Origin of the sequence: Polynucleobacter rarus (genome assembly GCF_003072505.1) — a bacterium.
GTDB classification, from domain to species: domain Bacteria; phylum Pseudomonadota; class Gammaproteobacteria; order Burkholderiales; family Burkholderiaceae; genus Polynucleobacter; species Polynucleobacter rarus.
Genome location: NZ_NTGB01000001.1, coordinates 573,646 through 599,095, shown reverse-complemented (window position 1 = coordinate 599,095; position 25,450 = coordinate 573,646). Strand labels below are relative to the sequence as shown.

The following is a 25,450-nucleotide window of genomic DNA, read 5'->3' as shown; positions in this document are numbered from 1 at the left end:
AGGTGGAGAGTTTATCCACTAGACTACAAAATTAATCCTTTATTTATTTTTGTAACATCCCCAAGCAAACGATTTCTAATAAAATTAAAAAAATCTATTTACATTATTTAGGTTTTATTGGAGTCCAAACACTTCCGACTTGCGCCGGAATATCGATACCAATTGGCTGATCAGTTAAAACTCGTGGTCTTCTGTCAGGTCTTGTTGGATTGAGCATTTCGTTGATAATTTCGTCAGCTGATGGAATTAGTTTCACTGATTCCAATCCTCTTAGCAAACCAACTGTTGAAAGTAAATGAAGGTTACGTGGACGCCTTAAAAATTGGACCTGATATATATCTTTATCTTCATAAAGAATTACTACAGGATCACTTTTTGAAACGTATTTTTCAATACCGTCAGACATGAAGTCCGCTATCGCTATGTCACCAACATTTTTCCTTAACTTTTCACCTTGAGCGCGCTTGCTGCGAGCATCAACACCGGTACCCGTACTTTCAATGACAAACGGAGGCATGTTCCCTTCAACAAATTTTTTCACCTCAAAATCTTTGGGCCAATTTTCTGGATCACTTGTTAACTCATCCTACATTGCGTCAAATAGAATTATTGCCATATCTAACTTTAATAACAAAGAAAGTTGATCAGCAACCCAAAGACTGTTAATAGGTCCCGCATCAGGAATAATCAAGGAACAACGCTTCAAGTTTCTTTCCAAATCTGCGTAAATATTGCCACTTGTTCTGCAATTACACTATCAGGTAAAACTGGGAGTGGTAAATCTGCGTCGCCAAGTGCAACCAATAACTGAGAGTAATCACGAAGCCCTAGCTCTGCAATTGCTTCCTCCTTTGTCATATCCCCTTGAGAAAATTCAATTAGAGGGTCATTTTTTTCGGCAATCACCGTATCCAAATGTTTTCTAATGATTGCGGTTAGGGTTGTGTGATGCTCTTGGGCATATTGATGAGCACGAGCAACCAAGTTATCTGGAAGTTTGAATATGGTTTCGGTAAGCACTTTGAACTCCTAACAATTAAAACTGTACTAATCAAATAAAAGTATATCTGACCAAAACAAATATTCAAACAATAAAATCGGCATAACCTTATTGAATTATTGGGAATTCCAATAACTAAAACTAGGCAATCCAGCCGGTCATACCGACCAGCGCACCAATGCCAAGTAAGGCAAGGATATGTAAGCGGGTAAATACAACTAACAAGACTGCGACAAAAGCTAATAACCAGGTCGGCCAATAGACCTGAATATTCATATCATGGGCGACGATAATCCAACTTGAGGCAAGCATCGTTCCCACCACAACTGGTGCCACGCCTTTTTTAAAGGCCATCACAATAAGACGCTCACTGTTTTTATGAACCCAGCGTGTAGCCATAAAATTCAATAAACAAGATGGTAATAAGATACAAATCATTGACATGACAAAAGCAATCACAGCATACGGGATGGTTGATTGACCTACGGGCGTAGCATTTACACCAAACCCCCAGCCAAGCATCGCCATCATTAAAGCATTCGGGCCCGGAGAAGCCTGAGCTAAAGCAATCCCGTTCGTAAATTGGTCCTCGGTAATATATCTGTTGTCATTCACGAAAAACCGATGCATTTCAGGGAGCAAACCAATCGCGCCACCAATCGCAAATAAAGAAACACTTAAAAATTGCCAGGCTGTATTCAACCAATCAGATAATCCGAAGCTCATGGCTGATTCTCCGAATTATTTGGATGATTACTAGGGAGCTCACGAATACGGCGATAGGTTAAATAAATACTTAAGGGAGCAAGTGTTAGAAGTAAAGAAATTAACTTAAAGTGAAAAATCACTAAACCCAAAAAAGCAAAAAAGGAAAAGACTAGAGCACCCCACAAGGAAATCGGATGGGTCTTCAGACCGGTAGCTAATTTAATCGAAGAACCCGCAATTAAACCTGCAGAAACTGCCCCCATACCCTTTAGAGCTCCTGCCACAAGAGGTAGGTCTTTAATATGTTCAAAAAAGATGGCGACGAGAATCAAAACAACAGAGGGGAAAAAAAAGATCCCTAATACTGCTAAAAAGGCCCCTAACCCACCGAACCAGCGATTACCAAGCATCACGGATAAATTCACAATATTCGGACCTGGTAAGACCTGAGCGACCGCCCACTCTTCTAAAAATTGTTTATCCGTTAGCCATTTCCGCTCTTCGACGATCACCCTACGGGCAATCGGAAAAACTCCACCAAAACCTTGCAGGGCGAGCATCGACAAGGCCCAAAAAAGGGCTTTAGGACTCTCAGGACGAGCATTATCTGAGTGGTGCTCTACTGATTTTGAATCGCCTAAAAAAGTATCTTGCATAATTACGCGTGTCTCATCATCAAATTCTTATAATTTAATAGAATAACCGAAACTGTTTTCAATTGAAAAAAATTGGGGGTATCAAAAATATTCATTAGAATAGATTAATTAATAACGATAAGGAGATCCCGATCATGGCAAATATACAAGAGATTTTGAAAGACTTAGCCCCTACTGGCAAACTCAGAGCATCGATTAACGTGGGTAATCCCATTTTGGCTAAGAGAGACGGCGTTGGGACCCTCCCTTACGGTGTTTCAATTGATTTATCGAATCAATTAGGTAAAGAACTCAATACTGAAGTCGAACTCGTGGTGTTTGAAGCAGCTGGTAAGTCAGTTGAAGCGGTTTCCAACAAAAATGCTGATTTTGGTTTTTTTGCAGTAGATCCTGTGCGCGGCAAAGAAATTTACTTTACTTCTCCTTATATCGTGATTGAAGGTGCCTATTTAGTAAAGAATAGCTCTGCACTTAGAGCCAATGAAGAAGTGGATAAAGCACCGAACCGCATTGTGGTTGGTAAAAATAGTGCGTATGACCTCTACCTCACGCGTGAAATTAAAAATGCCCAACTCATTCGTGCTGAAACTTCACCGACGGTCATTAATGTGTTTCTCGAAGGAAATTACGAAGTTGCAGCGGGCGTGAAGCAACAATTAGAATCCGATATCACTAAAAACCCGAACTTACGTTTGTTACCAGGTCGCTTTATGGAAATTCGTCAAGCTATGGGTGTACATAAATCTACCTCTGCAGCAACGCAGGCATTTATGTTAGATTTTGTAGAAAGAATGAAACGCTCTGGATTTGTATCTGAGTCCATGGTTCGTCATCAAATCAAAGGTGCGATGTTAGCACCACTCAATTAAGTAATCTTTTAAAAGAATCTCTCGATATACTGAATGACACTTGAGAACTCCGGGCCATTAAAACGATGGTCTGAGTTCTCAAAAATTGAGATTTCCTCACTCCCCAGTAGCGCCCCAATCAGTTCAGTATGATCAATCACCTCATCGTAGCGTGAAATGAAGTAATGGGCTTTGGGCAGCGGCTTAATAGCTTGATACTGCACTAACAAGTCAGCATGCTCAGGATGGACAGAGCGAACCACGGCAGGATCTAAACAGGGATTAATTAAGACGAGTTCGCAGGGATAGTCGACCTGGAGTTTTTCAAGCAGACGACAGGCTAACCAACACCCCATCGAACTACCCACTAAGATAAGCCGAATAGCACTTGCACCTGAAGTTAATTCGTCATTGGATTGTTCGATACTCGCTTGTTTAGCTGCAATCACCTTCTGAATATTCGCTAGCACCTCAGTTTGTGCAATCTGTGGATTCAGATCCGCCGCAAAAGCAAATACTTGCTCTGGTCCGAACCTGTCAAAAAGTTTTTGAAACTTTTCGGCTTTAGGACTAGAGGCATAGCCATGAAAAAAAATGATGATGTTTTGCATTGTTTGCATTTCAAAGGAGTGAATAATCAGATTTTACTGACAGTAGTTTCAGATAGGTCTGATTTTTTTAAAAAGACGTTTTGCTTAAACTAAATTAATCGGAATAATTAAATTTTGGATCCCGATAACTAGTAGTTAGGCATGAGTGTACTAGTGGAACAAACCGTGTCAGTGATGCAAGGGGGTTGAAAACTACTCTGGTGATCTTTTCTTTGGGCATCACCGATTGACTCCCGTAAGGAGTCATTTTTTATTTTCACTTTTGTTAGAACTACCACTGTGAAGGCCATCTTCAAACTGAACATGGTGGGCAATCAACAGGGCCCTTGCTTCTTCAAATCCGACTTTCTTTGGATCGCGCAAAAGATTAAATAAAGAATTATGCTGTTGACTCAAATGACTAATTCGAACCTTTGCTTCCTCTAGCGAATATCCTAAAGAAATTTTTAAATCATCCCGCCCTACTGCCGCTTGTAAATCTTTCGGGATTTTACGGTGATAGACATAGAAGGGTTTGCCACTCGGATCTAAGAGCGTCAATAAATGGGGAACTGATTTCATTTTTTAATAAGACCTGAGAAGATCTTTTTTAAAACAGGCTGCTTTGTAAAAGACTCCTCAAGATCATTGACTAAATTTAAATCAATCACGTGAGCGCCTTGCTGCTCATCCAGCTGAATCACACTTTTAAAGCGCATATCCCACAAAATATCTTGCGGCAAATACGAATAAACATGGTTGACGTTTTGAGAGATCGTGCCATCGATGCCGGTAATCGTCGCAATCAAACAGGCATTTTCTGCGATAAAGTCTTCTTGGGTTTTATGAAAAATGGGACTATCTTTAGTAATCTGATGTTTAACCACCCAACTAGCAGTCATGACATGATAGAAATCCTTCTCTAGCGGCAGATCAATCAAGTTAATTTCTATTTGGCCATGAGAGTTAGTGGTTGGCATCAAGACTTGCAAGCTAATCTTGGCATTCATGATCATATTGTTACGGAGATGTACCACCCGAAACATGAGCTTTGGCTCCCCATCATCGAGATTAATCACGCACTGCTCACTAAACTTTAAGCGACCACTCGGTAATGAAATACGCGCAAAAGTTAAGGCCGCAAAAGTACCAATCCCCACTAAGCCAATCATGACTTCAATAGTAACTAGGATATGTGCATAGATGGTTTGGGGGGTGTAAGCCCCGTAACCAATCGTCCCCATCGTTTGGACACTAAAGAAAAAACAATCTAAGAAATTATGTTGCGCGACCCCAGCAATCGAGTTGGGTTGGAGATAGTATAAAAAACCGAAGATTGCGTTTAGGCTCAAGAAAATGAGTACAAAATTACCAATAAAGGTAAAGAGTGAGCTCTTAAGCGTACTGTGATAAAAATCAAAGCCTTCAGATCGATACTTTTCAAGGAAGTTCGTACGAAGGACTCGACTGTATTTATTTTTTTGGAACATAACGATGATTTTAAATAGGATGAGGCCTATAAGCTGATATTTAAAAACAAAAGTATACGCAGAAAACGGGGGGAGTCGTCTCTGTTTTCAAATAAACACCAATAAGACTACTTTTACTAGGGGATTGATTGGCATATTTTGAATAAATTTGTTATAAAAGATATTATCTAAACAAAAAACACCCAAATGACACCTAATCCAAACGCATCACTTGCCCTCAAAGTCGAGCACTACCTCTCACATGGCTTATTTTTTATGTTGATCTTTGGACTCGGCTACTGGATTTGGCCACTTGAGAATAAAGGCACTTCCGAATTTGCCACTTATATGGCAGCGCTGCTGACTGGCACGATTCTGTTCAATCTTTGGAAAAAGAATTGGACGAACCGGATGTACGAACAAAGTGAGAAATAATCAGTTCTTACTTTATTCAAGTAAGAACTGACTTCGTAACAAACTTAATTACTCTACTTTAGCGCCGGAGCTCACCACTACACCAGCCCATTTTTTGACTTCGCTTTGCAAGAACGTACCAAATTGTGCTGAAGTATTTTTAGTTGATTCCATCCCTTGGAGCACAAACTTTTCCTTCGCTTCTGGTGTTTCCATCGCACGGTTGATGGCAGCGTTCATCTGATCGACTAGCGCAGGTGGTGTACCAACCGGCACGAAAAATCCGACCCAAGTATAGTCATCAAAATCTTTATAACCAAACTCACCAACAGTTGGGACGTCTGGTAACAAGGAAGAGCGCTTCGAACTCGTGACAGCAATTGCGCGCACATTACCAGCCTTAATTTGCTGCACAGCTGGTGGCATCGAAGTAGAAGAGATTTGAGTATGACCCGCTACTGCTGCACCAACTGCTTGGGCTGGTTGATAAGGCACATGGGTAATATCAACGTGGGCTGCAGTCTTTAGACGCTCCATGGATAAATGCGTAGTGGTGCCAATCCCAGAAGAAGCGTAGCTCATCGGTTCTTTTTTAGCGAGTTCAATCAATTCTTTTAAATCTTTGGCCGGCACTTTTGGATTGACCGTAATAATATTAGGTGTACGTGGGCCGAGTGCGAGAGGTGCAAAGTCTTTAATCGCATCATAGCCCGCATTAGTATATAGAGAGGGATTCACCGCATAGGCAACGCTATGAACTAGGATGGAATAACCGTCGGCAGGCGCTCTTTTAACAAACTGGGTAGCAATATTACCGCCTGCACCAGGTTTGTTTTCGACCACAAAATTACCACCTGTAGTTTTAGCAAGTTCTTGACCGACAATCCTAGCAATGACGTCAGTAAATGCGCCGGGAGCAAAAGCCACATAAATCGTGACGTTTTTCGCTTTTGGCCAATCTGTTTGAGCAGATACAGCCTGGCTAATTAAGCCGCACAGAAGTCCTAAGATGAGAACTGATTTAGTTTTAATGATTTTCTGAAATGGTTTATACATTTCTTATCTCCAAAGTTGTATTTGAAGAGTTTAATACAGGTGCGATTATTTTTTGGAATTTTTCTTGCTAGATGAGGGCAAAACTCTAAGCAAGGTTCTTGCAATACAAACAAACTGAGAGATCAATTACAAGTTTCAGAAAAAACTTAGCTCCTCAATACAATTTAATATTGGAGTTTTTGATCACTTTCGTCCACTTCTCATTTTCTGACTTGATATAAGCAGCGAAATCTTTACTATTTAGATACGAAGTCTCAATTCCTTGTGCTTTAAATTGTTGTTGCACTTCAGGAGACTGAATCGCTTGTGCAATCGCCTTATTTAAATTGGCGTCAATCGACTCTGATATTCCGTTAGGGCTCATTAAACCGAACCATACCGTAGATTCAAATCCGGTCAGTCCTAGTTCATTCAAAGTTGGAATTTCACTAGCGATAGAGCTTCTTTTGAGTCCTGTGGAAGCAATAGCCTTTAATTTCCCCGTATTAACATGCTGCATTACTGTCGAGGCGGGGACAAACATGACAGAGGTTCTGCCGGCTAATAAATCTGCCATGGCCGCGTTACTACCCTGATACGGCACATGAATCATTTTCACATCAGCCATCATCGAAAACAACATCGCAGCCATATGTAGGGCAGTGCCGTTACCAGCACTGGCGTAAGCAATTTCATTAGGCTTTGACTTTAGTAACTGAATTAACTCACCGAGTGTATTCACATTTAGTGATGGATGAACCACTAAAATATTAGGAACACTGCCAATCATACTCACAGCAGTTAAATCTTTGGATAAATCTGTTTCGGCAGCGCCCTTTGCTACCGTATTAATCACATTGGCAACCGTACTTAAATACAAGGTATAACCATCGGGCGGCAACAAAGCAACCGCTTTAGCAGCGACGCCAGAACTACCGCCAGGTTTATTTTCAACGATAACTGATTGACCTATTACCTGTCCTAGTTTATCGCCCGTGACTCTGGCTGCCACATCTGATGAGCTACCCGGCGCAAACCCCACAACAATTTTGATGGGTTTGTTGGGATAAACAGATTGAGCCTGCGATTGGGCTATCAATAACTGCGAGGCCATTAACCCAAGACTTAAAAATAGTGGACAAAGCCACTGGGCTGATTTGCGTTGAGAGCACATTATTTTGCTAAAAACACAGGTGGAGTTTGACTAAAGAAAGCTAGTAACACATCGTAAACCAATAAATAATTGGTTTGCTGAAAACTAGCATGAGCAACGCCGGGCATTACAGCAAAGTGCTTATCGGTATTTGGCAAGCGCCTAAAAAACTCAATCAAATCATCGATACCGGCAATCCCATCATATTCACCGCGCATCATAATGGTAGGAACCGTTACTTTTAATGGATCAACCATGGGTAGCTTGGTACACATATCAACATAAGTGCCAGTCGGTACAGAATCATCGAGCTCTAAAGAGGCGGTGGCAAAAGCATCAATCATCTTTTGATCTGCGGTACCTGGGTGATCACGATCAAATACGCTTTGAATCACTTCACGGTTAAAAGGTCGACGATTTACACCGACTAAATTCGGCAACATTTTTCTGCGCTCAACCAGAGTTGGACTACCCTCACCAGTCCAGACAAAAGCGTCTAAGGCCAAACGAGAAACGCGCTCAGGATGCCACTGCGTAAACAAAGCAGACTTCAAGGCACCGGACGAAATACCGTACAACAATACTTGTTCAATCGCATCCTGCTTCAAAATATAGTCAGTCGCTGCCACAATATCCTGCGCGCCATTTTCAACCCCAAAGTTTATGTCACGACTCTTATCAGACCTGCCATAGCCTTCATTATCTAAACACCAAGTGTCATAACCTTTCGATGCAAAAAAATCCATCACGGATGACCAAGGCCTGCCATCGACATGTAAATCAAAGGTCGGTTGGGAACACCAGGAGGAGCCATGAATAAATAGAATCGTGCCTTGGTAACTCGTATTTGCAAAGCGTTTTTTATTCCAAAGAAAAAGCTTCACCCCCTCTTTAAAAGCCCAGTGGGTTTGGCCTTCTACGCTTGCCTGTAATGCGGACATCTTGTCTCCTTCGTGCTATTTTTAATTTTTATTTATTGTATTTACTTCTTTGTTTACTGCATTGGTAAATTGCTCACTTCGGTTGCAATTTTCCCCCAACGTACTACCTCAGATGAAATAAAGTCCGATGCTTGCTTCGGTGTGCCGCCGAGCATCACAAAGTCATTTTGTTCTAACTTTTCGATCACATCGGGAGACTTCAGCGCTTGATTTAAAGCCAGGTTTAATTTTTGAATAATGGCTGGTGGCGTTTTAGCTGGTGCAAAAAAACCTTGCCAAATATCATCTTTCATTTCGGGTAATCCCAGTTCCATGACAGTAGGAGCATCCGGGAAATTAGGTACGCGTGCTTCGCTAGTAACTAGCAATACTTGTAACTTACCTTGCTTCACAAACTGTGCTACACCCACCGGAGCGCCACAATAAATCGGCACTTCCCCACCAACCAGTCCAGTAATTGCTGGGGAGATTCCCTTATAAGGAATGTGAGGAATATTTAATTTCCATAGACCATTAAAAATTCGCTCACAAGCAACATGGGGTTGTGTTCCAGCGCCAGCTGAAGCAAAAGATAATTTTTGCTTCGTCGCAATTTCTTTGAGTTGATTAAAGTTTTTCACACCCAATGCTTGATTCACGACGATGACCATGGGCTGGGTAGCACCAATCAGAATCGGCGCAAAATCTTTTTCAGGATTATATGAGGCTGTTGCGGCATTTAAAGCAGGATTCACAACAATAGCGGAGGAGCCGGCTAGGATTGTGTAACCATCCGGTGCTGAACTCGCTACAAACTGCGTGCCAATCTGCGCACCAGCTCCTGGTTTATTTTCGACTAAAACAGATTGATTCAGAATCGTACCTAGTTTTTGGGATAGAACCCTCGCGGCGGTATCACCAGCTCCACCGGCAGCGAAAGGAACAATAATCCGAATCGGTTTATTTGGATAAGCGGTATTCGATTGGGAGAAGGCGTTGCTAGAAAACAAAAGAAAAATACTTAAAAATCCATTTAAAAATTTGCTCATGTTGCAATCTTTCAATGTCAATCTTCGTTATAAAAATTTTATTTAGCTACTTATTTAGCAGCTTTGTCTCGAGAAATAGTCTAATCGAAATTTGTGCCAAAAATTCTCTCACTAGGGTATATCCCAATAAAGACGCTACTGTAATTTCTATTACTTGGCTTCATAATAGACAAAATTTAAATATAAAAAAGGAGACGTTTCATGAGTAAAACTATTTTGACCTGTGCCATTACTGGAAGTTTGACTAGACCAGATATGACACCATACCTGCCGATTACCCCAGCCCAAATTGCCGAGTCTGCCTTAAGAGCTGCGGATGCTGGTGCGGCGGTTGCCCATCTACATGTTCGTCATCCAGAAACAGGCACACCGTCCATGGAACTAGATCACTACGCAGAAGTACTGCACTTAATTAAGGCGCGTAATCGTGAACTCGTGATTAATTTAACGACTGGCGTTGGTGCTCGCTTTGTTCCGTCAACCGATGATCCGAAAATTTTTGCCCCAGGTACCAGCTTATGTCATCCTCTCAGAAGGGTTGAGCATATTACGGCCTTAAAACCAGATATTTGTTCCTTAGATTTAAACACCATGAATACAGTCAATGAAATTGCTGTGAACACGCCTGCTTCAGTGCGCGTAATGGCAAAAGTAATCCGTGACGCAGGGGTAATGCCTGAATTAGAAATCTTTGACACAGGAGATTTAAACCTAGCAAAAGATTTAATGAAAGAAGGCACACTAGAAGGTCCAGGACTATTCACTTTTGTATTGGGTGTGAAATACGCCCTCAATTCAGATCCACAGACACTGATGTATATGCGTAATCAATTACCGCATGGTGCGAAATGGGCTTCCTTTGGTATTAGTCGCGCTGCCTTCCCAACCGTTGCCCAATCTTTTCTCTTAGGTGGCGGTGTACGTGTTGGACTAGAAGATAATATTTATATGTCTAAAGGCGTTTTATGCGAAAGCAATGCGCAGCAAGTAGAGCGCGCTAAACGCATTGTGGAAGATTTAGGTGGTGAATTAGCTTCTTCTAATGATGCGAGAGAAATACTCAAACTCAAACCTCAAAATTAATTAGTAAAAAATTACTTCAAGGGCCACTACTCAGAACTCGTTTCTGAATAGAGGCCCTTATTTCTTTGTAGCAATTTTTTATTCCTTCATTTGGAAAACGACATTACCTCCAACAACCGTCGTGACTGGCTTTAACCAACGAATCTCATCTTCAGGAACAGTGAAATAGTCTTTATCTAGTATCAAGAAATCTGCCAACATATGCTTGGCGATCGTGCCTTTCTTGTTCTCTTCCCAAGTAAACCAAGCACTACCTTGGGTATACATCTTTAAGGCTTCTTCGCGAGTCAACTTCTCAGTCGGTCTCACGATATCACCGCGCCAATTTTTGCCAGAGATTAACCAATGCATCGAAATGAACGGTCGGTAAGAAGATGACGTCGTACCGTCTGTACCACCGCCTAAGGGAAGGCCACTTTGATACACGGTTTTTACCGGGGGAATATCAACGGCGCGAGCACCCCAGTTAGCCTGCATCAAATCACTCCCGAGCGATTGGCGATTTTGCATTTGTACGCCCATGCCCAGCTTTTTCATTCTCGCCATAATGCTAGGAGTAATTTGCTCAGCATGTAAAAAGGTAATGCGCAAATCACGGATCGGTGTAGTTTGATGCACTTTTTCTAATGAATCCAACATGGCATTCATCGTCGTTTCTAAAGTCGCGTGAAATTGAAAGTTAATTTTATTTTCAGCTCCCAAAGCAACTATCTTGGCGAGTTCGTCTTTCGCCTCGTTATTAATTGGGAATTCCTTTGGCAAGTAGCCGTCACCCGCACTATTTAACACTCCCTCGCCCAAGCCATTAAATAACAGCATGTCATCGCTTGCACTACTTGCGGCAGACTTGATCCATTTTTTTGCGTCATCATGATTGATCGTCGGAAAATGTAAACCAACCCGCAGACTCATCTTCTTGCGTCGCCAAGCTTCAAACAAGACTTGATAATCTCCTTCATCGACACCAATACCAAAAGTCTCCCCGACGCTGGTAAGTCCGGACTGATTAAAATCCTGCATCACTAATTGCAGGCCTGCCACTTTTTCTTCAAAGCTAGGTGTTGGAAATGCTTTTAATGCTAAAACTTGGCCGTTGAAGCCTTTAATCAATCCATTAAAGTTTCCTGTAGCGTCTTTACCAATAGTGACGCCACCGGGTAATTCAGAATTTGCAGTAATCTTGCTAGCTTTGATAGCAGCTGAGTTCATTTGCCCCATATCTCTTAAAGCTTGAATATAGACAGGATGATTCGGAGCTACTCGGTCTAATTCCTCGAGAGTGGGCATGCGACGTTCTTTAATTTGACTAGGATGCCAACCACCTAGCGTCAGAATCCAAGTCCCTTTAGGTGTCTTTTGTGAGCGCTCACCAATGAGTTGTAAGATTTCAGAGATAGAAGTGGCTTCATCTAATCGCACTTCATACTTCCAGTACATCCCCGCTCTAACCATATGAATATGCGCGTCGTTTAAACCTGGAATCAGTGTTTTACCCTTCGCATCAATAATCTTTGTCTCTTTATTGATGAGTGCCTGAATCTCGTTATTACTGCCGACCTTGATGAATTTACCAGAACGTATTGCCACTGCCTGGGCTTGCTGATTACTCGCATCTAAAGTGATGACTTTGGCATTAATGACCACTAAATCAGCGCTAGTATTCAATTCGTCTTGGGTAAGACTGCTGCAAGCAACTAAAGAAAGGCTAAGAAATAAAAATACAATTTTGGTAAATTTGAGCATGAATATCTTCTTCATCATGATTAGTGAACATTCACACTAACTGACTTTATCTCTTTTTTGAATTAGCAATTACCATAGCAAGAGCTATTCTCTAAACGCACTAAAGCATTAACAATTTGAGTTAATATATTCAGTATTAATTATAAAAACGATGGAGACAATCTCATGAAACGCATTTCATGGCTCTTACTGCTATGCCTTGGCATTTTCTCTTCTCTCACTTTTGCACAGTCTTTTGCACAGCCCTACCCTAATAAACCGATTAAATTAATCGTGCCCTTTGCACCGGGTGGACCGATTGATCAAACAGCTCGAATTGTTTCGCAAAAAATGAGTGACCTGTGGGGTCAGACAGTGATTGTCGAAAACAAAACGGGCGCGAATGGCGTCATTTCTGCGGAATACGCAATGAGTCTGCCAGCCGATGGTTACTCACTACTCTTCTCTGTGATTCATCATACGGTCCTGCCAAGTCTTAAAAATAATCTCAGCTACAACATCGAAAAAGATTTTCTACCAGTGACTTCAGTTGCGGTTTACCCCATCATCCTAGTGGTGAACAATAACTTCCCCGCGAAGAATATTCCTGAGCTGATTAAATACGCCAAAGACAATCCAGGCAAACTGACTTTTGGCCACTCTGGTTATGGTGGAGGCACATATTTAGCGGGTGAGCTGTTTAAAATGCAAGCCAAAGTTGATATCCGCGACATCCCTTATAAAGGTAGTGCTCCAGCCATGGCAGATTTACTGGGCGCGCACGTCGATATGATGTTTAGTGACGCCCCAACCTCGATGCAGCATATTTTGGCTAACAAACTAAAACCTCTAGCAATTTCTAGTTCCGGTCGATTGGCTCAGTTACCCAATTTACCGAATTTCACAGAAGTCGGTTTACCCAATTACAACGCTTACTCTTGGGGTGGTATTTCTGTCAAAGCAGGCACGCCGAATGAGATTGTCCAAAAATTAAATACGGATATCGTACAGATTTTGAATGATCCGCAGGTCAAAGAGCAATTTGCGAAAATTGGGGCTGAGCCACAACCTAGTACAACGCAACAATATGGTGCCTTTATCCGTGCTGAAATTGCTAAATGGGCGGAAATGGTCAAACTAGGACAAATTAAAATTGATTAAGGATTAGTTTTGAAAAATCGTATCGGGATTATTGGCGCAGGAATTGGTGGGATGACTTTGGCTGCTCTATTGCAAAAAAGAGGCTTTGAAGTTTCTGTATTTGAACAAGCTAGCAAATTTGCACGGGTTGGTGCTGGTATTCAGCAAAGTGCCAATGCTGTCAAAGTGTTACGAGATATTGGTTTAGAGGATCACTTTCGTAACACGGCTTTTTGTCCTCAAACGTGGAGTAACCGTGAATGGGATACAGGGGCGATGAAGCATGAACTCACCCTAGGTTCAGCTTATGAAGAGAAATACGGAGCGCCCTATTTTTTATTACATCGGGGAGATTTACATGAGGCGATTACATCAAAGGTCGATCCTAATTCGATTCATTTGCAAAAGAAACTCAAGCAGTACACTAACCAAGGTGATTCAGTAAAGTTAGACTTCGAAGATGGCAGTACTAATGAGGTCGATGCACTAATAGGTGCAGACGGAATCCACTCCAGAATTCGTGAACAAATGTTAGGGGCTGATCAACCCCGCTTCACTGGCAGAGTGGCCTATCGTACGACTTTTCCGGCATCGCTCATGAATGGCTATACCATCGATGACTGCACCAAATGGTGGGGAATTGATCGGCATATTGTCATCTATTACGTCACACCCCAAAAAGATGAAATCTACTTTGTAACAAGTGTGCCTGAACCGCAGTGGAATAATGAGTCCTGGTCTGCCAAAGGCGATCTTGGTGAACTGCGAGCTGCTTTTAGTGGTTTTCATGAACAGGTTCAACGTGTCTTAGCCGCTTGCCCCGATGTGCATAAGTGGTCTTTGTGTGAACGTGATCCTCTCCCTACTTGGTGTGATCAACGCGTTGTCTTAATGGGAGATGCTTGTCACCCGATGGTGCCCTATATGGCACAAGGTGCAGCGATGGCGATTGAAGACGCTGCTGTTCTCACCCGCGTGTTGGAGCAAGAGCAAGATATCCCAGTCGCTTTTAAAGAGTTTGAAGCCCTGCGTAAAGAGCGAACCTCTAAAGTACAACTGACCTCCCATAAAAATCAATGGATGAGTCAACGCACTGATTCGGATTGGGTGTATGGTTACGATGCTTGGGCAGTCGAAGTCTGATCATCTAAACCTGACTGCCTAGATTCTTATCCTGCTAGTTTTACTAGCCTAGGAACTTTTTGGGCCTTGTTTTGTTTGGATATTGATCCTTGGATCAGTGGGCAACCATTCATCAAAATCATAGCCACTATCCTTAACTACTTCTGAAAATTTTTTGAGGTAAACATCCGGCACAATACCACTTTGTTTTGCAATGAGCTCAACGTCCTCCAAGGTGTAACTAAGCAACTCATCAGATATCAGTACCACCTGCCAAGCAAATAAAGTAACCCCAGTATCCCCCTCTTTTTCATGGACAATCACATTGCCATATTCACTCACAATCAGTACTGCCTTACCCACATTTTCGGTATTACCATGCGCATCAACAATGATGGCAACATCACCCACTTCACAATTTCTCATTTTTTTCTCCTCTTTAGCTGATTCGCAAGATGCAGGCTCAGCAATTCGGTATAAATCCGCCCTTCCAACGATCCTTCATTACAAACTATCTAAAAACGTAACAAAGATTGCAAGCTACTTTTGCTAGAAGTTGCAATCTAGGTAAAAAATAAAACATTAAATATCTAAAATATCGCCGGTTAATTTAAAAGACTCTCTTACCGCCTCGATGGCAGGATCAAACGGCAAGTTTTGCAGATCCAAAACTTTTCCTTCTTTGTAATCCTCTTCAAATAAATCTGGCAACCTTCGTAGAAAGGCATCCGGAATATCACCAGTTCTCTCTCCATAAAGCACACCCTCAATTTCATCTAAATAAATGATTTGACCGTTATCAGAAACAACTTCTACATGCCAAGAATTCAAATTCATGACCACGCGTTCGGGAGGCTTACCCTCAACACAAATAATTTCCACCCAATTTACAGGTCCGCAGTCATTAAGTACTCGCACAATTAAACCCAAATTTTCCATCTTGCCAGTATCTTTGACGACTACGGCTAAATCACCCACTTTGCAATTTCTCATTTTTTTCTCCTCTTTAGCTGATTCGCAAGATGCAGGCTCAGCAATTTGGACTAACTCCGCCCTTCCAACCATCACGTATTACAAACTTTCTAAAAACGCATCAAAAACTGCTATCCACTTCGACTCAAAAACTTCTGCTTCTAACTCTGCCATATCTTGGGCCAGTTCACTTGCTTCCGGCTCTGTTATATCGATGTTGATTGTTTGGTAAAACACCGTATATTTATCAGGTAATTTCCAAACTTGAAAACGACCACCCACATACACCACTTCCACCGGAATCGTGGTGCCATCCTGCACTATTCGTGCCATATCAATCTCCTCAATTGTTAAAGAAAAAATGGGCGAAAAAAAAGCCCTCAGAAAGAGAGCTTGCCGTTTAGTTACCCGAAGGTCACATCCGCTTTTGCGCAACCACCTTGCCCGGTTTAGGCAGGTTGGTGAGGCTTTCGCCACTCTCTTAATGATGTTTTTATTATAAAGAAAGTAAGTCTAAATTTCAATAAAAATGATGCAAATTCTTGAAAAAAATTACTACGAATTACTGCATTAATTGATCTTATTTTTAACGCTAACTTCCATTAAAAATTCGACTAAATGAGCGGATTAGTTTGTATTTAAATGCACGAGTTGGCATGATCTCAGTATAAAAACTAGTTTCAAAAAAAGTTAAAAAGTAGTAGGATAAAAAAAATAACTTACAAAAGAGACCCCTATGAATAAAACCACCCTACATATTGGTGCGATTTTTGCATTTTTACTCAGTACTTTTGCAGTGATATCGAACGCACAAAATACTACTTCATCCGCTGCCCCTTCTGATTTCGCAATTAAAGGTGTGGTTTCTTCTAGTAAAGAAGGTTTGATGGAAGGGGTCGTGATTAGTGCGAAAAAGAAGAACTCAACCATCACCATCTCAGTAGTTAGCCATGCCAAAGGTGATTTTGCTTTTCCGCGCTCAAAAATCTCCTCAGGTGATTATGAATTAACCATCAAGGCGACTGGCTTTGAATTACCTAGTCCAATACAAATTAATGTCAGTGATAAGGCAACCGTCGTCAAAGATATTAGTTTACAAACAGTCAAAGATATCTCAACACAGCTCAGTAATGCCGAATGGATGGCGAGTATGCCAGGTTCTGAGCGTGAGAAAAAAGCTTTACTCACCTGTGTAACTTGTCACACATTGCAAAGAGTCGTGGGCTCTAAATACAGCTCTGAAGAGTTCTTAAAAATCGTTTTGCCTCGGATGCAATCTTATGTAAATCAAAGTAAGCCTGGTCTGCCACAAATACGTAAGGGTGCAAGGGTCATGGAAGAGCAAGGTGAAGACCGTGTGCGAATTTATAAGGAAATGGGCGACTTTTTAGCCAGTATTAATCTCAATAATCGCCAAACTTGGAACTATGAACTCAAAACTTTCCCGCGTTTAAAAGGCGCATCCACTAACGTAATTTATACCGAGTACCAGTTACCAAGACCACTGATTCAGCCGCATGATGTGGTTTTAGATAAAACCGGTACCGTTTGGTATTCCAACTTTGGCGAGCAACAAATTGCAAAGATGGATCCGGTGACAGGTCAAATCAAAGAATACGAAGTTGGGATTTCAAAAAAGGATTATCCAGTTGGAGTACTCGCCATTCGTAACGACCGTGATGATAAGTTATGGATTGGCAATATGTATCAAGCATCGATTGCTGAGTTTGATCAAAAAACGGAGAAGTTCCACTTTTTCACACCACCCCCTGAAGATAATCTACCATCCACCCAGCTCAATCAAGTGGACGCCTGGAATAAGCATGTAGATGGTAAGGTATGGACACAAAATAGTGGCTTTGCAGGTGTGCATCGTTTTGATCTGAAAACTGGAGCAATTGAGACCTGGGCACCTTTTAAAGGTTCGAAACTCCAACACAACATTTACGATGTCATTAGTGACTCGCAAAACAATTGCTACTTTACGGATTTCCGTCAACAAGAGATTGGTCGAATTGATGCTAAAACGGGTAAGGTTACCTTTTACAGCTTCCCAACCAAAGAAGCATCCCCTCGCAGAGGCTCGATGGATCCACAAGACCGTTTGTGGGTAGGACAGTACCGTGGCCACAAGATTGGTATGCTCGATACTAAGACTGGTGAAATGAAAGAATGGCTGGTGCCTACTCCGTATTCAGCCCCCTATGATGTCACTTTAGATAAGGACCAATTTGCTTGGACAGGCTCCATGACAACGGATCGTGTGGCAAGATTAAATACTAAGAACGATCAGTTCACTGAATATGAATTACCAAGGCCGACGAACATTCGTCGCGTGTTTGTCGATAACACACAAACTAAACCAGTTTTGTGGATTGGTAGTAATCACGGTGCATCGATTGTTAAATTAGAAACTTTGGATTAATTCAGGAATAAAACAAGTTGGATAAAAACTAGCCTGTAGAAAATGAATACAATTTTTAGTTTGGTAAAAACGTGTCATGTGTATAATTATTTAGACGGGTAAATCCTAGGCAAATCGCGATACCCACAAGGCGTCGTAAGCACGGTGTAAACGTTGCCGATCCTAGGGTCTGTCTATTAATTTAGTAATGGCTCCCATAGTGGAGCCATTTTTTTAGGGGAATTGGTGGCTACATTAATATTTGTAGATAAGAGTGGTCCTTTGATAAAACAACTGACTATGCAGCCATCAAATGACATGGCTCTATCTTTTTTAATACCTCACTTAAATTCTCACGGGTAATCGCAGTATCGTAATTGGCCTGACCTCTTAGCCACCAGCCATCACTTAAACCAAAGTACTTACAAAGACGTAAATCAGTATCAGCTGTTATAGAACGTTTTCCAGCAACAATATCACCAATACGCTGAGGTGGTACCCCAATATCTTTTGCCAACCTGTACTTAGTCAAACCTAAAGGTTTTAAAAACTCTTCTTCTAACATCTCACCAGGTGAGACGGGGGCAACTTTTCTCATCTTCAATCCTTTCAATGATAATCAACAATTTCTACGTTTTTTGGCCCATGAATTGTCCATATAAAACAAACTCGCCATTGATCATTAATCCGAATACTGTACTGACCTTTTCGAGACCCCTTCAATGCTTCCAGTCTATTACCTGGTGGAACTCGTAAGTCATCTATGACTAAAGACCAGTCCAACTGTTCTAACTTTCTTAGGGCAGGTCGTTCAATTGCAATCCATCGACGAACCCGGTTTCCTTGAAAAAGTTTTTGAGTATCTTGGCATTTGAAACTTATTATCGACATAAAATATAGTAACGTTCAACGTTAATGGTTGTCAAGCGTTAATAGTATGCTTTAAAAATATCAAAACTACAAAATTTTTAGATTTAGTCACTTTATCGAGTATGGGAAATGAATCGATAAATTTAGGAATTACTAAGCACTAACTCAGTTTTGTAATTAAATCGATTGGGCGGATAAATAGAGACAGTCACAACAAATACTTGATCAAGCTGATCAAAGTAGTATCTTGTGATCTGAAAGCCAATCGAGTTCTTTTCTAATCGTAGACTCTCTGCTGCCGAATTAGGAATAGTTAAGGCACTCATCTCTTGTTGAACACGTATGGTTTGAATACCAAACTCTTTCTCAATCATGGAGTAAATCGGTACTTTTTCTTTACCTAATTTCTTAATGATGCTCTTGTATTGAGGCTTAATATAGATATGCTTCCAAGCAATGGGAGTAAGACTATCGATGGCACGAGTCGCCTCAACCACAATCCACTCATCATTGTTTTGACTATTCGGAATATTCGCGAGCGCCTCACCAGCAAAAATTTTTCCTTTATTCACAATCTTTAATTGGCTGTTTTCTACAAATTCCCATAAATCAGGAATAGCGTCCATTTTCATTTGGTATTGATTTTTACGCTCTTTCGATAAAATAGTAATCCCAAAGCCTTGCCGACTTTCAATTAAGCCCATTTCCCGCAGCAACTTCATCGACTCTCTTAAGGTATATCGACTGACATTAAATTTTTTACACAGTTCTGGTTCTGTCGGTAATAAAGAATCAATCGGGAAATAATCGCTTTGAATCAATTCAATGATGGATTCAGCTAAGAGGATGTAGCGGGGTTTTTGAAATTGATTGATCATGAGCAAGTACTTAGCAGTTACTCTTTTTCGATTTTAGCGATTTGAATAATTTCTTGATACTTCTTCTGCTCAAGACTTAGAAATTGTCCAAATACCTCTGCCTTACTGGAATAAGCTTGTTCGCCATGTTTGGCTAGTGTCGCTTGGATATCTTCTCTAGCGAGTATCTTCTTGATGGCATCATTTAAGACTTGCACAATCGAAGCAGGTAGTTGACCTGGGCCAACGAGGCCATACCAACCTGAGAGTTCAAAGCTAGGTACGCCTGACTCTTTGATCGTTGGGGTATTGGGTAATGCTGGGCTTCGTACATCCGTTGAAATACCTAGCGCACGTACTTTATCACTTTGGATATAAGGTAAAGCGGTAGATTGACTGGCAAAATAAACATCCACATCGCCGCGCATCACATCCAATAGTGCAGGACCACCGCCTTTGTAAGGTACATGGACTAAGTCAACCCCACCCCTAGAGCCGAGCAAGGCGCCAGCTAAATGTGGTGCACTACCAATTCCTGAGGAAGCATAGGTCATTTTATTGGGTTGCTTACTGGCTATTGCTAACAAGTCCTGTACTGATTTAATCGATGAGTCTTTATTCGTTACTAGTACGTAAGCAGATTTCGTGAGTTGTGTAATGGGCGTAAAGCTTTTTACAGGATCAAAGCGTAACTTGGTATAAATTGAACTACTGATAACGTGGGCTGCAGAAACTAAAAGCAAGGTATAGCCATCAGGTTTTGTATTAGCAACATACTCTGCACCAATGGTTGTCCCAGCACCAGCCCTGTTTTCGACAATGACGGTTTGCTTGAGCTCAACAGAAAGGGCCTGCGCAATAATCCGCCCTAAGGTGTCATTCGCACCACCTGGTGCAAATGGAATGACTAGTGTAATTTGCTTTTCTGGATAAGCTGCTTGAGCCGATTGAATTGTAAAAAAGACGACTACACAGGCAAGCCAATAACGGGGCTCTAACAAGAACTTAAGAGATCTCATATTTTTTTGCCATCGTGCGTCGTGTATTAAAAAATAGTGAGCGCATTTTGGCGGTCCACGGCGTTTTTCTAGCAATCAGTCCTGCGGGAGATTCAAAGGCATTAGGATCATCCAAGCTATATGCCGTTAAATAACGTGGGCTTTGACCTGTGCAGATAAATCTTCTTGCTCGGTTTACTCCTGGTACCGTTACTAAACGTGGTAGATGTTCTTCGTCATTCCAATGATTGTATTCATCAACAATATCTGCCGGAATATCCGTATGAACGATATAGAGCCACTGTGAACTTTTATTGGCATCACCGACATCACACTTTAATTCTGCCGTAAAACTCGCTTCAATTTCTCCTACCTTTGAACCCAAAGGAGTCGGTTGAACTGAAGACTCGTGCCAACTGATGAAGTTGCTTGGGATCTCTTTATGTTGATAAAAAGTAGATCCCTCTAAATTGCCATACTGCTCCATCATGAACTGAGCAATCTTCTCGCTCGCATGAGGAGCAGACGCCTCAGCAAACTCCCACCAATTCGCTTGTATGAACATGAGAATTCCTTAAAACGGAACCGTGCCACGCACCGTGGTACGGTACATTAAACGACGCAGTGGCAAGCGATAATCAAAGGTAGCTTTATGCTGAGCAGCACAGTTATCCCACATCAATAAATCACCTACACCCCAAGTATGCTTAAATCGAAATTCTTCCTGCACGATATGTTGATAGAGTTCCTCGAGGATTTCTTTACTCTCTGCTTCAGAGACTCCAACGATATGTGAAGTATGGGCCTCATTCACAAACAAACCTTTTCGACCAGTCACTGGATGCGTTCTGACAATCGGTGAAGCCACATCTGGCACCGTTTTTAATTGCTCTTCAGAGAGTTCTTTCTCTTCAATCACTCTGCCACCAGATAAAGCTTCTTCTTTTTGGGCTTGACGATTTTTATTGCGATAAAAGGCGTAGCTATGTACCGATTGAAGATTTTCTAAACGTTTTTTCATGGCCTCTGGTAGTGCGTCATAAGCAGCCGTTGTACTTGCATAGTGCGTATCGCCTAGGACTACTCCATCCTCACGTACTGGAATCTCCACAGAATAGAGGGCGGAGAGCATACTGGGATGTTCTTTGTAAGATAAGTCACTATGCCAAAAACGCCCTGCATCAATCGCGCCAATTGGCTTACCATCTGCACCTTCAATATTGGATAAAACAAATATTTCATCATGACCACCATGGCGGCTCTCTTTTCTGACGTGAGCCTCTAAGATACCAAAGCGTTTCGTAAAATCAATGTGCTGTTGGGGTGTGATGTTTTGATTTTTAATTACGACCACTTCATTTTCAAAAAAAGCCTTAGAAAATGCTTGGAAAGTTTCTTCATCAATCGGTTTCGATAAATCCAAACCGGAGATTTCAGCACCTAAATGACGACCTAGTTTTTTGACTTCAAACATATTTGCCTCTTTAATAAAATTCATTCGAATGTTCGAATCTTAAAGATAGCTAGAGGTGAAGTCAATATGTTTCAACTCAGTACAAACACTTACTTTATTAGATATCCCACTTGTTAGATAAGGTTAATATCAATTCGGAATCATTCTTTAGAGCTTTTTTATTTGATATGGTATGTTAGTAAAATTCAAATAAAATTTAAGTAATTTCATGAGTAGAAAGCTAAAAGCTAGATCAGCGTTATCTTCTTCTGAGAGAGAGCGTTTAGAGAGAATCGCTGTCATTGAAGCGGAAGCAGAAGAGGTATTCGGGACACCAGAAAAAACCCAAAGCTGGATGCTAAAAAACCACATGACGCTCGGCAATACTCCGCTCTCATTGTTAGATAATGATATCGGGGCGGATGAGGTAAGACGCGTATTAAATGCCATCGCATATGGCGGAGCAGCTTAATGGTTCAAACCATCAATCATAAGTAATATTAGCCGACTTAATGACCTTACCCCAACGCTCTAAATCTTGATTAATCTGCGCTTGCATTTGTGTTGGGGTTAAAGAAATTTGATCGTAACCTTCTTTACGAATTGACTCTTGAACTGCAGGATCTTGCAGCACCGTATTAAAAGCAGTAGTTAATTTATCAATAATTGGCTGTGGCATTTTTGCTGGGCCAACAATCCCAAACCAAATACTGGCATCAAAGTTTGGATAACCCGATTCGGCTAAAGTCGGTACATCTGGAAACATCGAGCTACGTTTAAGGGAAGTAACGGCAAGTGGCTTAATCCGTCCACTAAGTACGTGAGGAGCGGCTGCGCCAAGGGAAGAAAATAACAAAGGTACATGGCCACCAATCAACTCAACAATGGCAGGAGCTCCTCCTTTATAAGGAACATGTGTCATTTTCACGCCACTGGCTAATTGAAATTGCTCTGCTGCCAAATGCCCTACTCCACCAATACCAGAGGTACCATAACTCCAAGGCTTGGATTTATCTTTCATGAGCTCGATAAGTGTTTTTAAATTCGTAGCCGGAGAATTCGCAGGGGTAACCATCAATGTGCCACCAATACCAACCATCGCAATGGGGGAAAAGTCAGTCATTGGGTTATACGATGTTTTTTTCATTTTTGGCACAATTGTCATTGGACCTGAATCAGTAATATGCAGGGTATAACCGTCTGCTGGCGCTCTAGAGAGAATATCCGCTGCAATTACACCCCCAGCACCTGGGTGATATTCCATTACAACGGATTGACCAAGTAACTTAGACAAACGGTCAGAGACTGGTCTAATCAAGTTATCTGCAGCACCGCCAGGTGCATAGCCAACTATCATCCGAATCGGCTTTTCGGGATATTGAGCAAAGGATAGAGTTGATGCCGTGGCAAATGCTACCCAACTCAAGACAATCAGTGATTTTTTTAGAAATTGGTTCAAAAGGCTTGGCAACATTTCATTCCTTATTATTGGGAAAATACAGCTTGAGGATTATCAATTCCTTTAACTTCAAGGGCGTTACCTGAGGGATCAAAGACTAAGAAGACATCTTGTTCTCTAGGAGTATCGTTAAAGATGGTTTGGTGAGGCATCGCAAAGTGAACATTATTAGCAAGAAGATTATTGAGGATTGTGTTGTACCTCGACTTATCTACAATCACACCAAAATGTCTTAGTGGATACCGGTTCGGTAAAGTCCCAATCGAGATGCTTTGATGTGCTGACTCCTCAATGGAAAGTTGTGCAACTAGATGATGCTCAAAAAAATCAAAGTCAATGCGGTCAGATGCAATCTTCGTCGCTCGACAGCCGAGAAGCTTTTCATAAAAGAATAGCGTGTTTTCAATATGGTTGATGGGGATGGAGAGATGTAGCATTGTCATGATCGAATCCAATTTATGGAATTAAAACTATTGCACCTTTGGTTAAACGACTTTCAATCATCGTATGGGCTTTAGGCGCCTCTTTTAATGGTAGGACAGCTTCGATATCTAGTCGAAAACTTTCATCACCCAAGATCTCAAATGATTCTTTGGCCATGGCTTGTAAATCTTTTTTATCAGCAATATAGGTTCTCAGAGTCGGCCGACAAATCCAGAGAGATTTAGAGTGCAAGTCTTGCAAAGCAAAGTTCTCGACTTGTCCTGATGCAGTTCCAAAGTTAATCACGAGGCCCTTTGGCTCAAGGCAGTCTAAAGATCCCATGAAGGTATCTTTACCCACGGATTCAAAAACAACTTTTACGCCTTTACCTTGTGTAAGCTTTTCTACCTCTTTAGCAAAATCTTGTGTACGGTAGTTAATAACATGATCGGCACCGAGTTCTTTCACGAAATTTACTTTTTCATCAGAGCCTGCAGTAGCAAATACCTCGAGTCCCATCCTCTTCGCCCACTGCACTAGAACTTGTCCAGCACCACCTGCCCCCGCATGAATCAATACCTTATCTCCAGGCAATAATGGACGCATTTGTTTCAGAAGATATTGCGCCGTCATCACTCTCACAAAACCTGCGGCACACCTTTCATCGGAGATATTACTTGGGACTAGGACTAAGCGATCTGCAGCCACAGCCACATGAGAACAATAGGTACCAACTCCTGCATTGGTATAAGTAACTCGGTCTCCAACTTTTACTTCGGTCACAGCACTTCCGACTTCTTTGACAATACCAACAGCATTCACACCGGTGACAAATGGTGGCTCAGGATTATGAGAGTGCGCTTGACCAGCTCTTAAGTAAATATCGACGAAATTGACACCTACTGCAGTTTGTTCAATGAGTGCCTCATGACTTTTAGGAACAGGCATTGCCATAGCCTGCGCTTGCATCACATCAGGTTCTCCGATGCGAGTAACAATCATTGCATAGCAAGATTGATTCATTGATGTCTCCGTTGTTTTTTATATTATTTTTAAATTTAACATAGGAACCAAATCAACATTCTTATTTTTAGTAATTACCCTG

Annotated in this window: 31 protein-coding genes and 1 riboswitch; of the genes, 7 read left to right on the top strand and 24 right to left on the bottom strand. The window is 41.5% G+C overall.

The window, feature by feature from the left end:
- Nucleotides 1–103: 103 nt before the first annotated feature.
- The 4 genes from AOC35_RS02755 to AOC35_RS02740 form a co-directional block, all read right to left on the bottom strand.
- Nucleotides 104–517 carry a hypothetical protein gene (locus tag AOC35_RS02755; RefSeq protein ID WP_211307466.1) on the bottom strand — a complete coding sequence of 138 codons (414 nt, stop codon included), beginning with the start codon at nt 515–517 and terminating at the stop codon, nt 104–106.
- 185 nt (nt 518–702) lie between these two features.
- Nucleotides 703–1,020 carry a DUF6364 family protein gene (locus AOC35_RS02750; RefSeq protein WP_108645667.1) on the bottom strand — a complete coding sequence of 106 codons (318 nt, stop codon included), beginning with the start codon at nt 1,018–1,020 and terminating at the stop codon, nt 703–705.
- Between the two features lie 121 nt (nt 1,021–1,141).
- Nucleotides 1,142–1,726: a chromate transporter gene (locus tag AOC35_RS02745; RefSeq protein ID WP_108645666.1), complete on the bottom strand. Its 585-nt coding sequence runs from the start codon at nt 1,724–1,726 to the stop codon at nt 1,142–1,144.
- Nucleotides 1,723–2,364, bottom strand: coding sequence for a chromate transporter (locus AOC35_RS02740; RefSeq protein WP_108645665.1), 642 nt, complete (start codon nt 2,362–2,364; stop codon nt 1,723–1,725). The genes AOC35_RS02745 and AOC35_RS02740 overlap by 4 nt, the downstream gene beginning before the upstream one ends.
- A 134-nt stretch (nt 2,365–2,498) precedes the next feature.
- Between AOC35_RS02740 and AOC35_RS02735 the strand changes: the two genes are divergently transcribed.
- The gene (locus AOC35_RS02735; protein ID WP_108645664.1) at nt 2,499–3,233 is read left to right on the top strand and encodes an ABC transporter substrate-binding protein; all 735 of its coding nucleotides are present in this window, start codon (nt 2,499–2,501) and stop codon (nt 3,231–3,233) included.
- Between the two features lie 8 nt (nt 3,234–3,241).
- Here AOC35_RS02735 and AOC35_RS02730 read toward each other — a convergent pair whose 3' ends face one another.
- From AOC35_RS02730 to AOC35_RS02720, 3 genes are all read right to left on the bottom strand, one after another.
- On the bottom strand, nt 3,242–3,832 hold the full coding sequence (locus AOC35_RS02730) for a YqiA/YcfP family alpha/beta fold hydrolase (RefSeq protein ID WP_108645663.1): 591 nt from the start codon (nt 3,830–3,832) through the stop codon (nt 3,242–3,244).
- Between the two features lie 234 nt (nt 3,833–4,066).
- Nucleotides 4,067–4,384, bottom strand: coding sequence for a DUF6538 domain-containing protein (locus AOC35_RS02725; RefSeq protein ID WP_108645662.1), 318 nt, complete (start codon nt 4,382–4,384; stop codon nt 4,067–4,069).
- Nucleotides 4,381–5,292, bottom strand: a complete 912-nt coding sequence (locus AOC35_RS02720; protein WP_108645661.1) for an ion channel — start codon at nt 5,290–5,292, stop codon at nt 4,381–4,383. The genes AOC35_RS02725 and AOC35_RS02720 overlap by 4 nt, the downstream gene beginning before the upstream one ends.
- Before the next feature lie 186 nt (nt 5,293–5,478).
- Here AOC35_RS02720 and AOC35_RS02715 point away from each other — a divergent pair, with 186 nt between their 5' ends.
- Nucleotides 5,479–5,706: a hypothetical protein gene (locus tag AOC35_RS02715; RefSeq protein WP_108645660.1), complete on the top strand. Its 228-nt coding sequence runs from the start codon at nt 5,479–5,481 to the stop codon at nt 5,704–5,706.
- Nucleotides 5,707–5,754: 48 nt separating this feature from the next.
- Here AOC35_RS02715 and AOC35_RS02710 read toward each other — a convergent pair whose 3' ends face one another.
- The 4 genes from AOC35_RS02710 to AOC35_RS02695 form a co-directional block, all read right to left on the bottom strand.
- The gene (locus tag AOC35_RS02710) at nt 5,755–6,741 is read right to left on the bottom strand and encodes a Bug family tripartite tricarboxylate transporter substrate binding protein (RefSeq protein WP_108645659.1); all 987 of its coding nucleotides are present in this window, start codon (nt 6,739–6,741) and stop codon (nt 5,755–5,757) included.
- A gap of 154 nt (nt 6,742–6,895) precedes the next feature.
- On the bottom strand, nt 6,896–7,894 hold the full coding sequence (locus AOC35_RS02705; protein ID WP_108645658.1) for a Bug family tripartite tricarboxylate transporter substrate binding protein: 999 nt from the start codon (nt 7,892–7,894) through the stop codon (nt 6,896–6,898).
- Nucleotides 7,894–8,814, bottom strand: coding sequence for an alpha/beta hydrolase (locus AOC35_RS02700; protein WP_108645657.1), 921 nt, complete (start codon nt 8,812–8,814; stop codon nt 7,894–7,896). Before AOC35_RS02700 ends, AOC35_RS02705 begins: the two co-directional genes overlap by 1 nt.
- 53 nt (nt 8,815–8,867) lie before the next feature.
- Complete coding sequence (locus AOC35_RS02695) at nt 8,868–9,842, bottom strand: tripartite tricarboxylate transporter substrate-binding protein (RefSeq protein WP_108645656.1); 975 nt, start codon at nt 9,840–9,842, stop codon at nt 8,868–8,870.
- Between the two features lie 201 nt (nt 9,843–10,043).
- On the opposite strand from AOC35_RS02695, the gene AOC35_RS02690 reads away from it, so the two are divergent.
- Nucleotides 10,044–10,925 carry a beta-keto acid cleavage family enzyme gene (locus AOC35_RS02690; RefSeq protein WP_108645655.1) on the top strand — a complete coding sequence of 294 codons (882 nt, stop codon included), beginning with the start codon at nt 10,044–10,046 and terminating at the stop codon, nt 10,923–10,925.
- Between the two features lie 78 nt (nt 10,926–11,003).
- On the opposite strand, the gene AOC35_RS02685 is transcribed toward AOC35_RS02690, so the two are convergent.
- The gene (locus tag AOC35_RS02685) at nt 11,004–12,668 is read right to left on the bottom strand and encodes an amidohydrolase (RefSeq protein ID WP_159077455.1); all 1,665 of its coding nucleotides are present in this window, start codon (nt 12,666–12,668) and stop codon (nt 11,004–11,006) included.
- 165 nt (nt 12,669–12,833) lie between these two features.
- Between AOC35_RS02685 and AOC35_RS02680 the strand changes: the two genes are divergently transcribed.
- Nucleotides 12,834–13,808, top strand: a complete 975-nt coding sequence (locus AOC35_RS02680) for a Bug family tripartite tricarboxylate transporter substrate binding protein (protein WP_108645653.1) — start codon at nt 12,834–12,836, stop codon at nt 13,806–13,808.
- A 9-nt stretch (nt 13,809–13,817) separates the two neighbouring features.
- A complete protein-coding gene (locus tag AOC35_RS02675; protein WP_211307465.1) occupies nt 13,818–14,930 on the top strand; it encodes an FAD-dependent monooxygenase in 1,113 nt (370 codons plus the stop codon).
- A gap of 48 nt (nt 14,931–14,978) precedes the next feature.
- Here AOC35_RS02675 and AOC35_RS02670 read toward each other — a convergent pair whose 3' ends face one another.
- The 3 genes from AOC35_RS02670 to AOC35_RS02660 all read right to left on the bottom strand — a co-directional run bounded on the left by AOC35_RS02670 (nt 14,979) and on the right by AOC35_RS02660 (nt 16,214).
- Nucleotides 14,979–15,335: a hypothetical protein gene (locus AOC35_RS02670; RefSeq protein ID WP_108645652.1), complete on the bottom strand. Its 357-nt coding sequence runs from the start codon at nt 15,333–15,335 to the stop codon at nt 14,979–14,981.
- Nucleotides 15,336–15,491: 156 nt separating this feature from the next.
- Nucleotides 15,492–15,902: a hypothetical protein gene (locus tag AOC35_RS02665; protein WP_159077454.1), complete on the bottom strand. Its 411-nt coding sequence runs from the start codon at nt 15,900–15,902 to the stop codon at nt 15,492–15,494.
- A gap of 78 nt (nt 15,903–15,980) precedes the next feature.
- Nucleotides 15,981–16,214 (bottom strand): hypothetical protein, encoded by a 234-nt coding sequence (locus AOC35_RS02660; RefSeq protein WP_108645650.1) that lies wholly within the window; start codon nt 16,212–16,214, stop codon nt 15,981–15,983.
- Between the two features lie 57 nt (nt 16,215–16,271).
- A riboswitch (SAM-I-IV-variant riboswitch) is annotated at nt 16,272–16,374 on the bottom strand.
- Between the two features lie 243 nt (nt 16,375–16,617).
- Between AOC35_RS02660 and AOC35_RS02655 the strand changes: the two genes are divergently transcribed.
- Nucleotides 16,618–18,306 (top strand): virginiamycin B lyase family protein, encoded by a 1,689-nt coding sequence (locus AOC35_RS02655; protein WP_108645649.1) that lies wholly within the window; start codon nt 16,618–16,620, stop codon nt 18,304–18,306.
- A gap of 277 nt (nt 18,307–18,583) precedes the next feature.
- Here AOC35_RS02655 and AOC35_RS02650 read toward each other — a convergent pair whose 3' ends face one another.
- The 6 genes from AOC35_RS02650 to AOC35_RS02625 form a co-directional block, all read right to left on the bottom strand.
- A complete protein-coding gene (locus tag AOC35_RS02650) occupies nt 18,584–18,883 on the bottom strand; it encodes a HigA family addiction module antitoxin (protein ID WP_108645648.1) in 300 nt (99 codons plus the stop codon).
- An 11-nt stretch (nt 18,884–18,894) separates the two neighbouring features.
- Nucleotides 18,895–19,176, bottom strand: a complete 282-nt coding sequence (locus AOC35_RS02645; protein WP_108645647.1) for a type II toxin-antitoxin system RelE/ParE family toxin — start codon at nt 19,174–19,176, stop codon at nt 18,895–18,897.
- 122 nt (nt 19,177–19,298) lie between these two features.
- A complete protein-coding gene (locus AOC35_RS02640) occupies nt 19,299–20,033 on the bottom strand; it encodes a GntR family transcriptional regulator (protein WP_108645646.1) in 735 nt (244 codons plus the stop codon).
- A 17-nt stretch (nt 20,034–20,050) separates the two neighbouring features.
- A complete protein-coding gene (locus AOC35_RS02635; RefSeq protein ID WP_108645645.1) occupies nt 20,051–21,031 on the bottom strand; it encodes a tripartite tricarboxylate transporter substrate binding protein in 981 nt (326 codons plus the stop codon).
- Nucleotides 21,018–21,575, bottom strand: a complete 558-nt coding sequence (locus AOC35_RS02630; protein WP_108645644.1) for a DUF4286 family protein — start codon at nt 21,573–21,575, stop codon at nt 21,018–21,020. Before AOC35_RS02630 ends, AOC35_RS02635 begins: the two co-directional genes overlap by 14 nt.
- Nucleotides 21,576–21,584: 9 nt before the next feature.
- Nucleotides 21,585–22,508: a TauD/TfdA dioxygenase family protein gene (locus tag AOC35_RS02625; RefSeq protein WP_108645643.1), complete on the bottom strand. Its 924-nt coding sequence runs from the start codon at nt 22,506–22,508 to the stop codon at nt 21,585–21,587.
- A gap of 184 nt (nt 22,509–22,692) precedes the next feature.
- On the opposite strand from AOC35_RS02625, the gene AOC35_RS02620 reads away from it, so the two are divergent.
- Nucleotides 22,693–22,935 (top strand): MbcA/ParS/Xre antitoxin family protein, encoded by a 243-nt coding sequence (locus AOC35_RS02620; protein WP_108645642.1) that lies wholly within the window; start codon nt 22,693–22,695, stop codon nt 22,933–22,935.
- Nucleotides 22,936–22,947: 12 nt separating this feature from the next.
- On the opposite strand, the gene AOC35_RS02615 is transcribed toward AOC35_RS02620, so the two are convergent.
- From AOC35_RS02615 to AOC35_RS02605, 3 genes are read right to left on the bottom strand one after another with little or no spacing between them, the layout of a single operon-like run.
- The gene (locus tag AOC35_RS02615; protein ID WP_108645641.1) at nt 22,948–23,937 is read right to left on the bottom strand and encodes a Bug family tripartite tricarboxylate transporter substrate binding protein; all 990 of its coding nucleotides are present in this window, start codon (nt 23,935–23,937) and stop codon (nt 22,948–22,950) included.
- 11 nt (nt 23,938–23,948) lie between these two features.
- Complete coding sequence (locus AOC35_RS02610) at nt 23,949–24,365, bottom strand: VOC family protein (protein WP_108645640.1); 417 nt, start codon at nt 24,363–24,365, stop codon at nt 23,949–23,951.
- Nucleotides 24,366–24,378: 13 nt separating this feature from the next.
- Entirely contained in the window at nt 24,379–25,368 is a 990-nt protein-coding gene (locus AOC35_RS02605; RefSeq protein WP_108645639.1) for a quinone oxidoreductase family protein, read from the bottom strand.
- Nucleotides 25,369–25,450 lie beyond the last annotated feature (82 nt).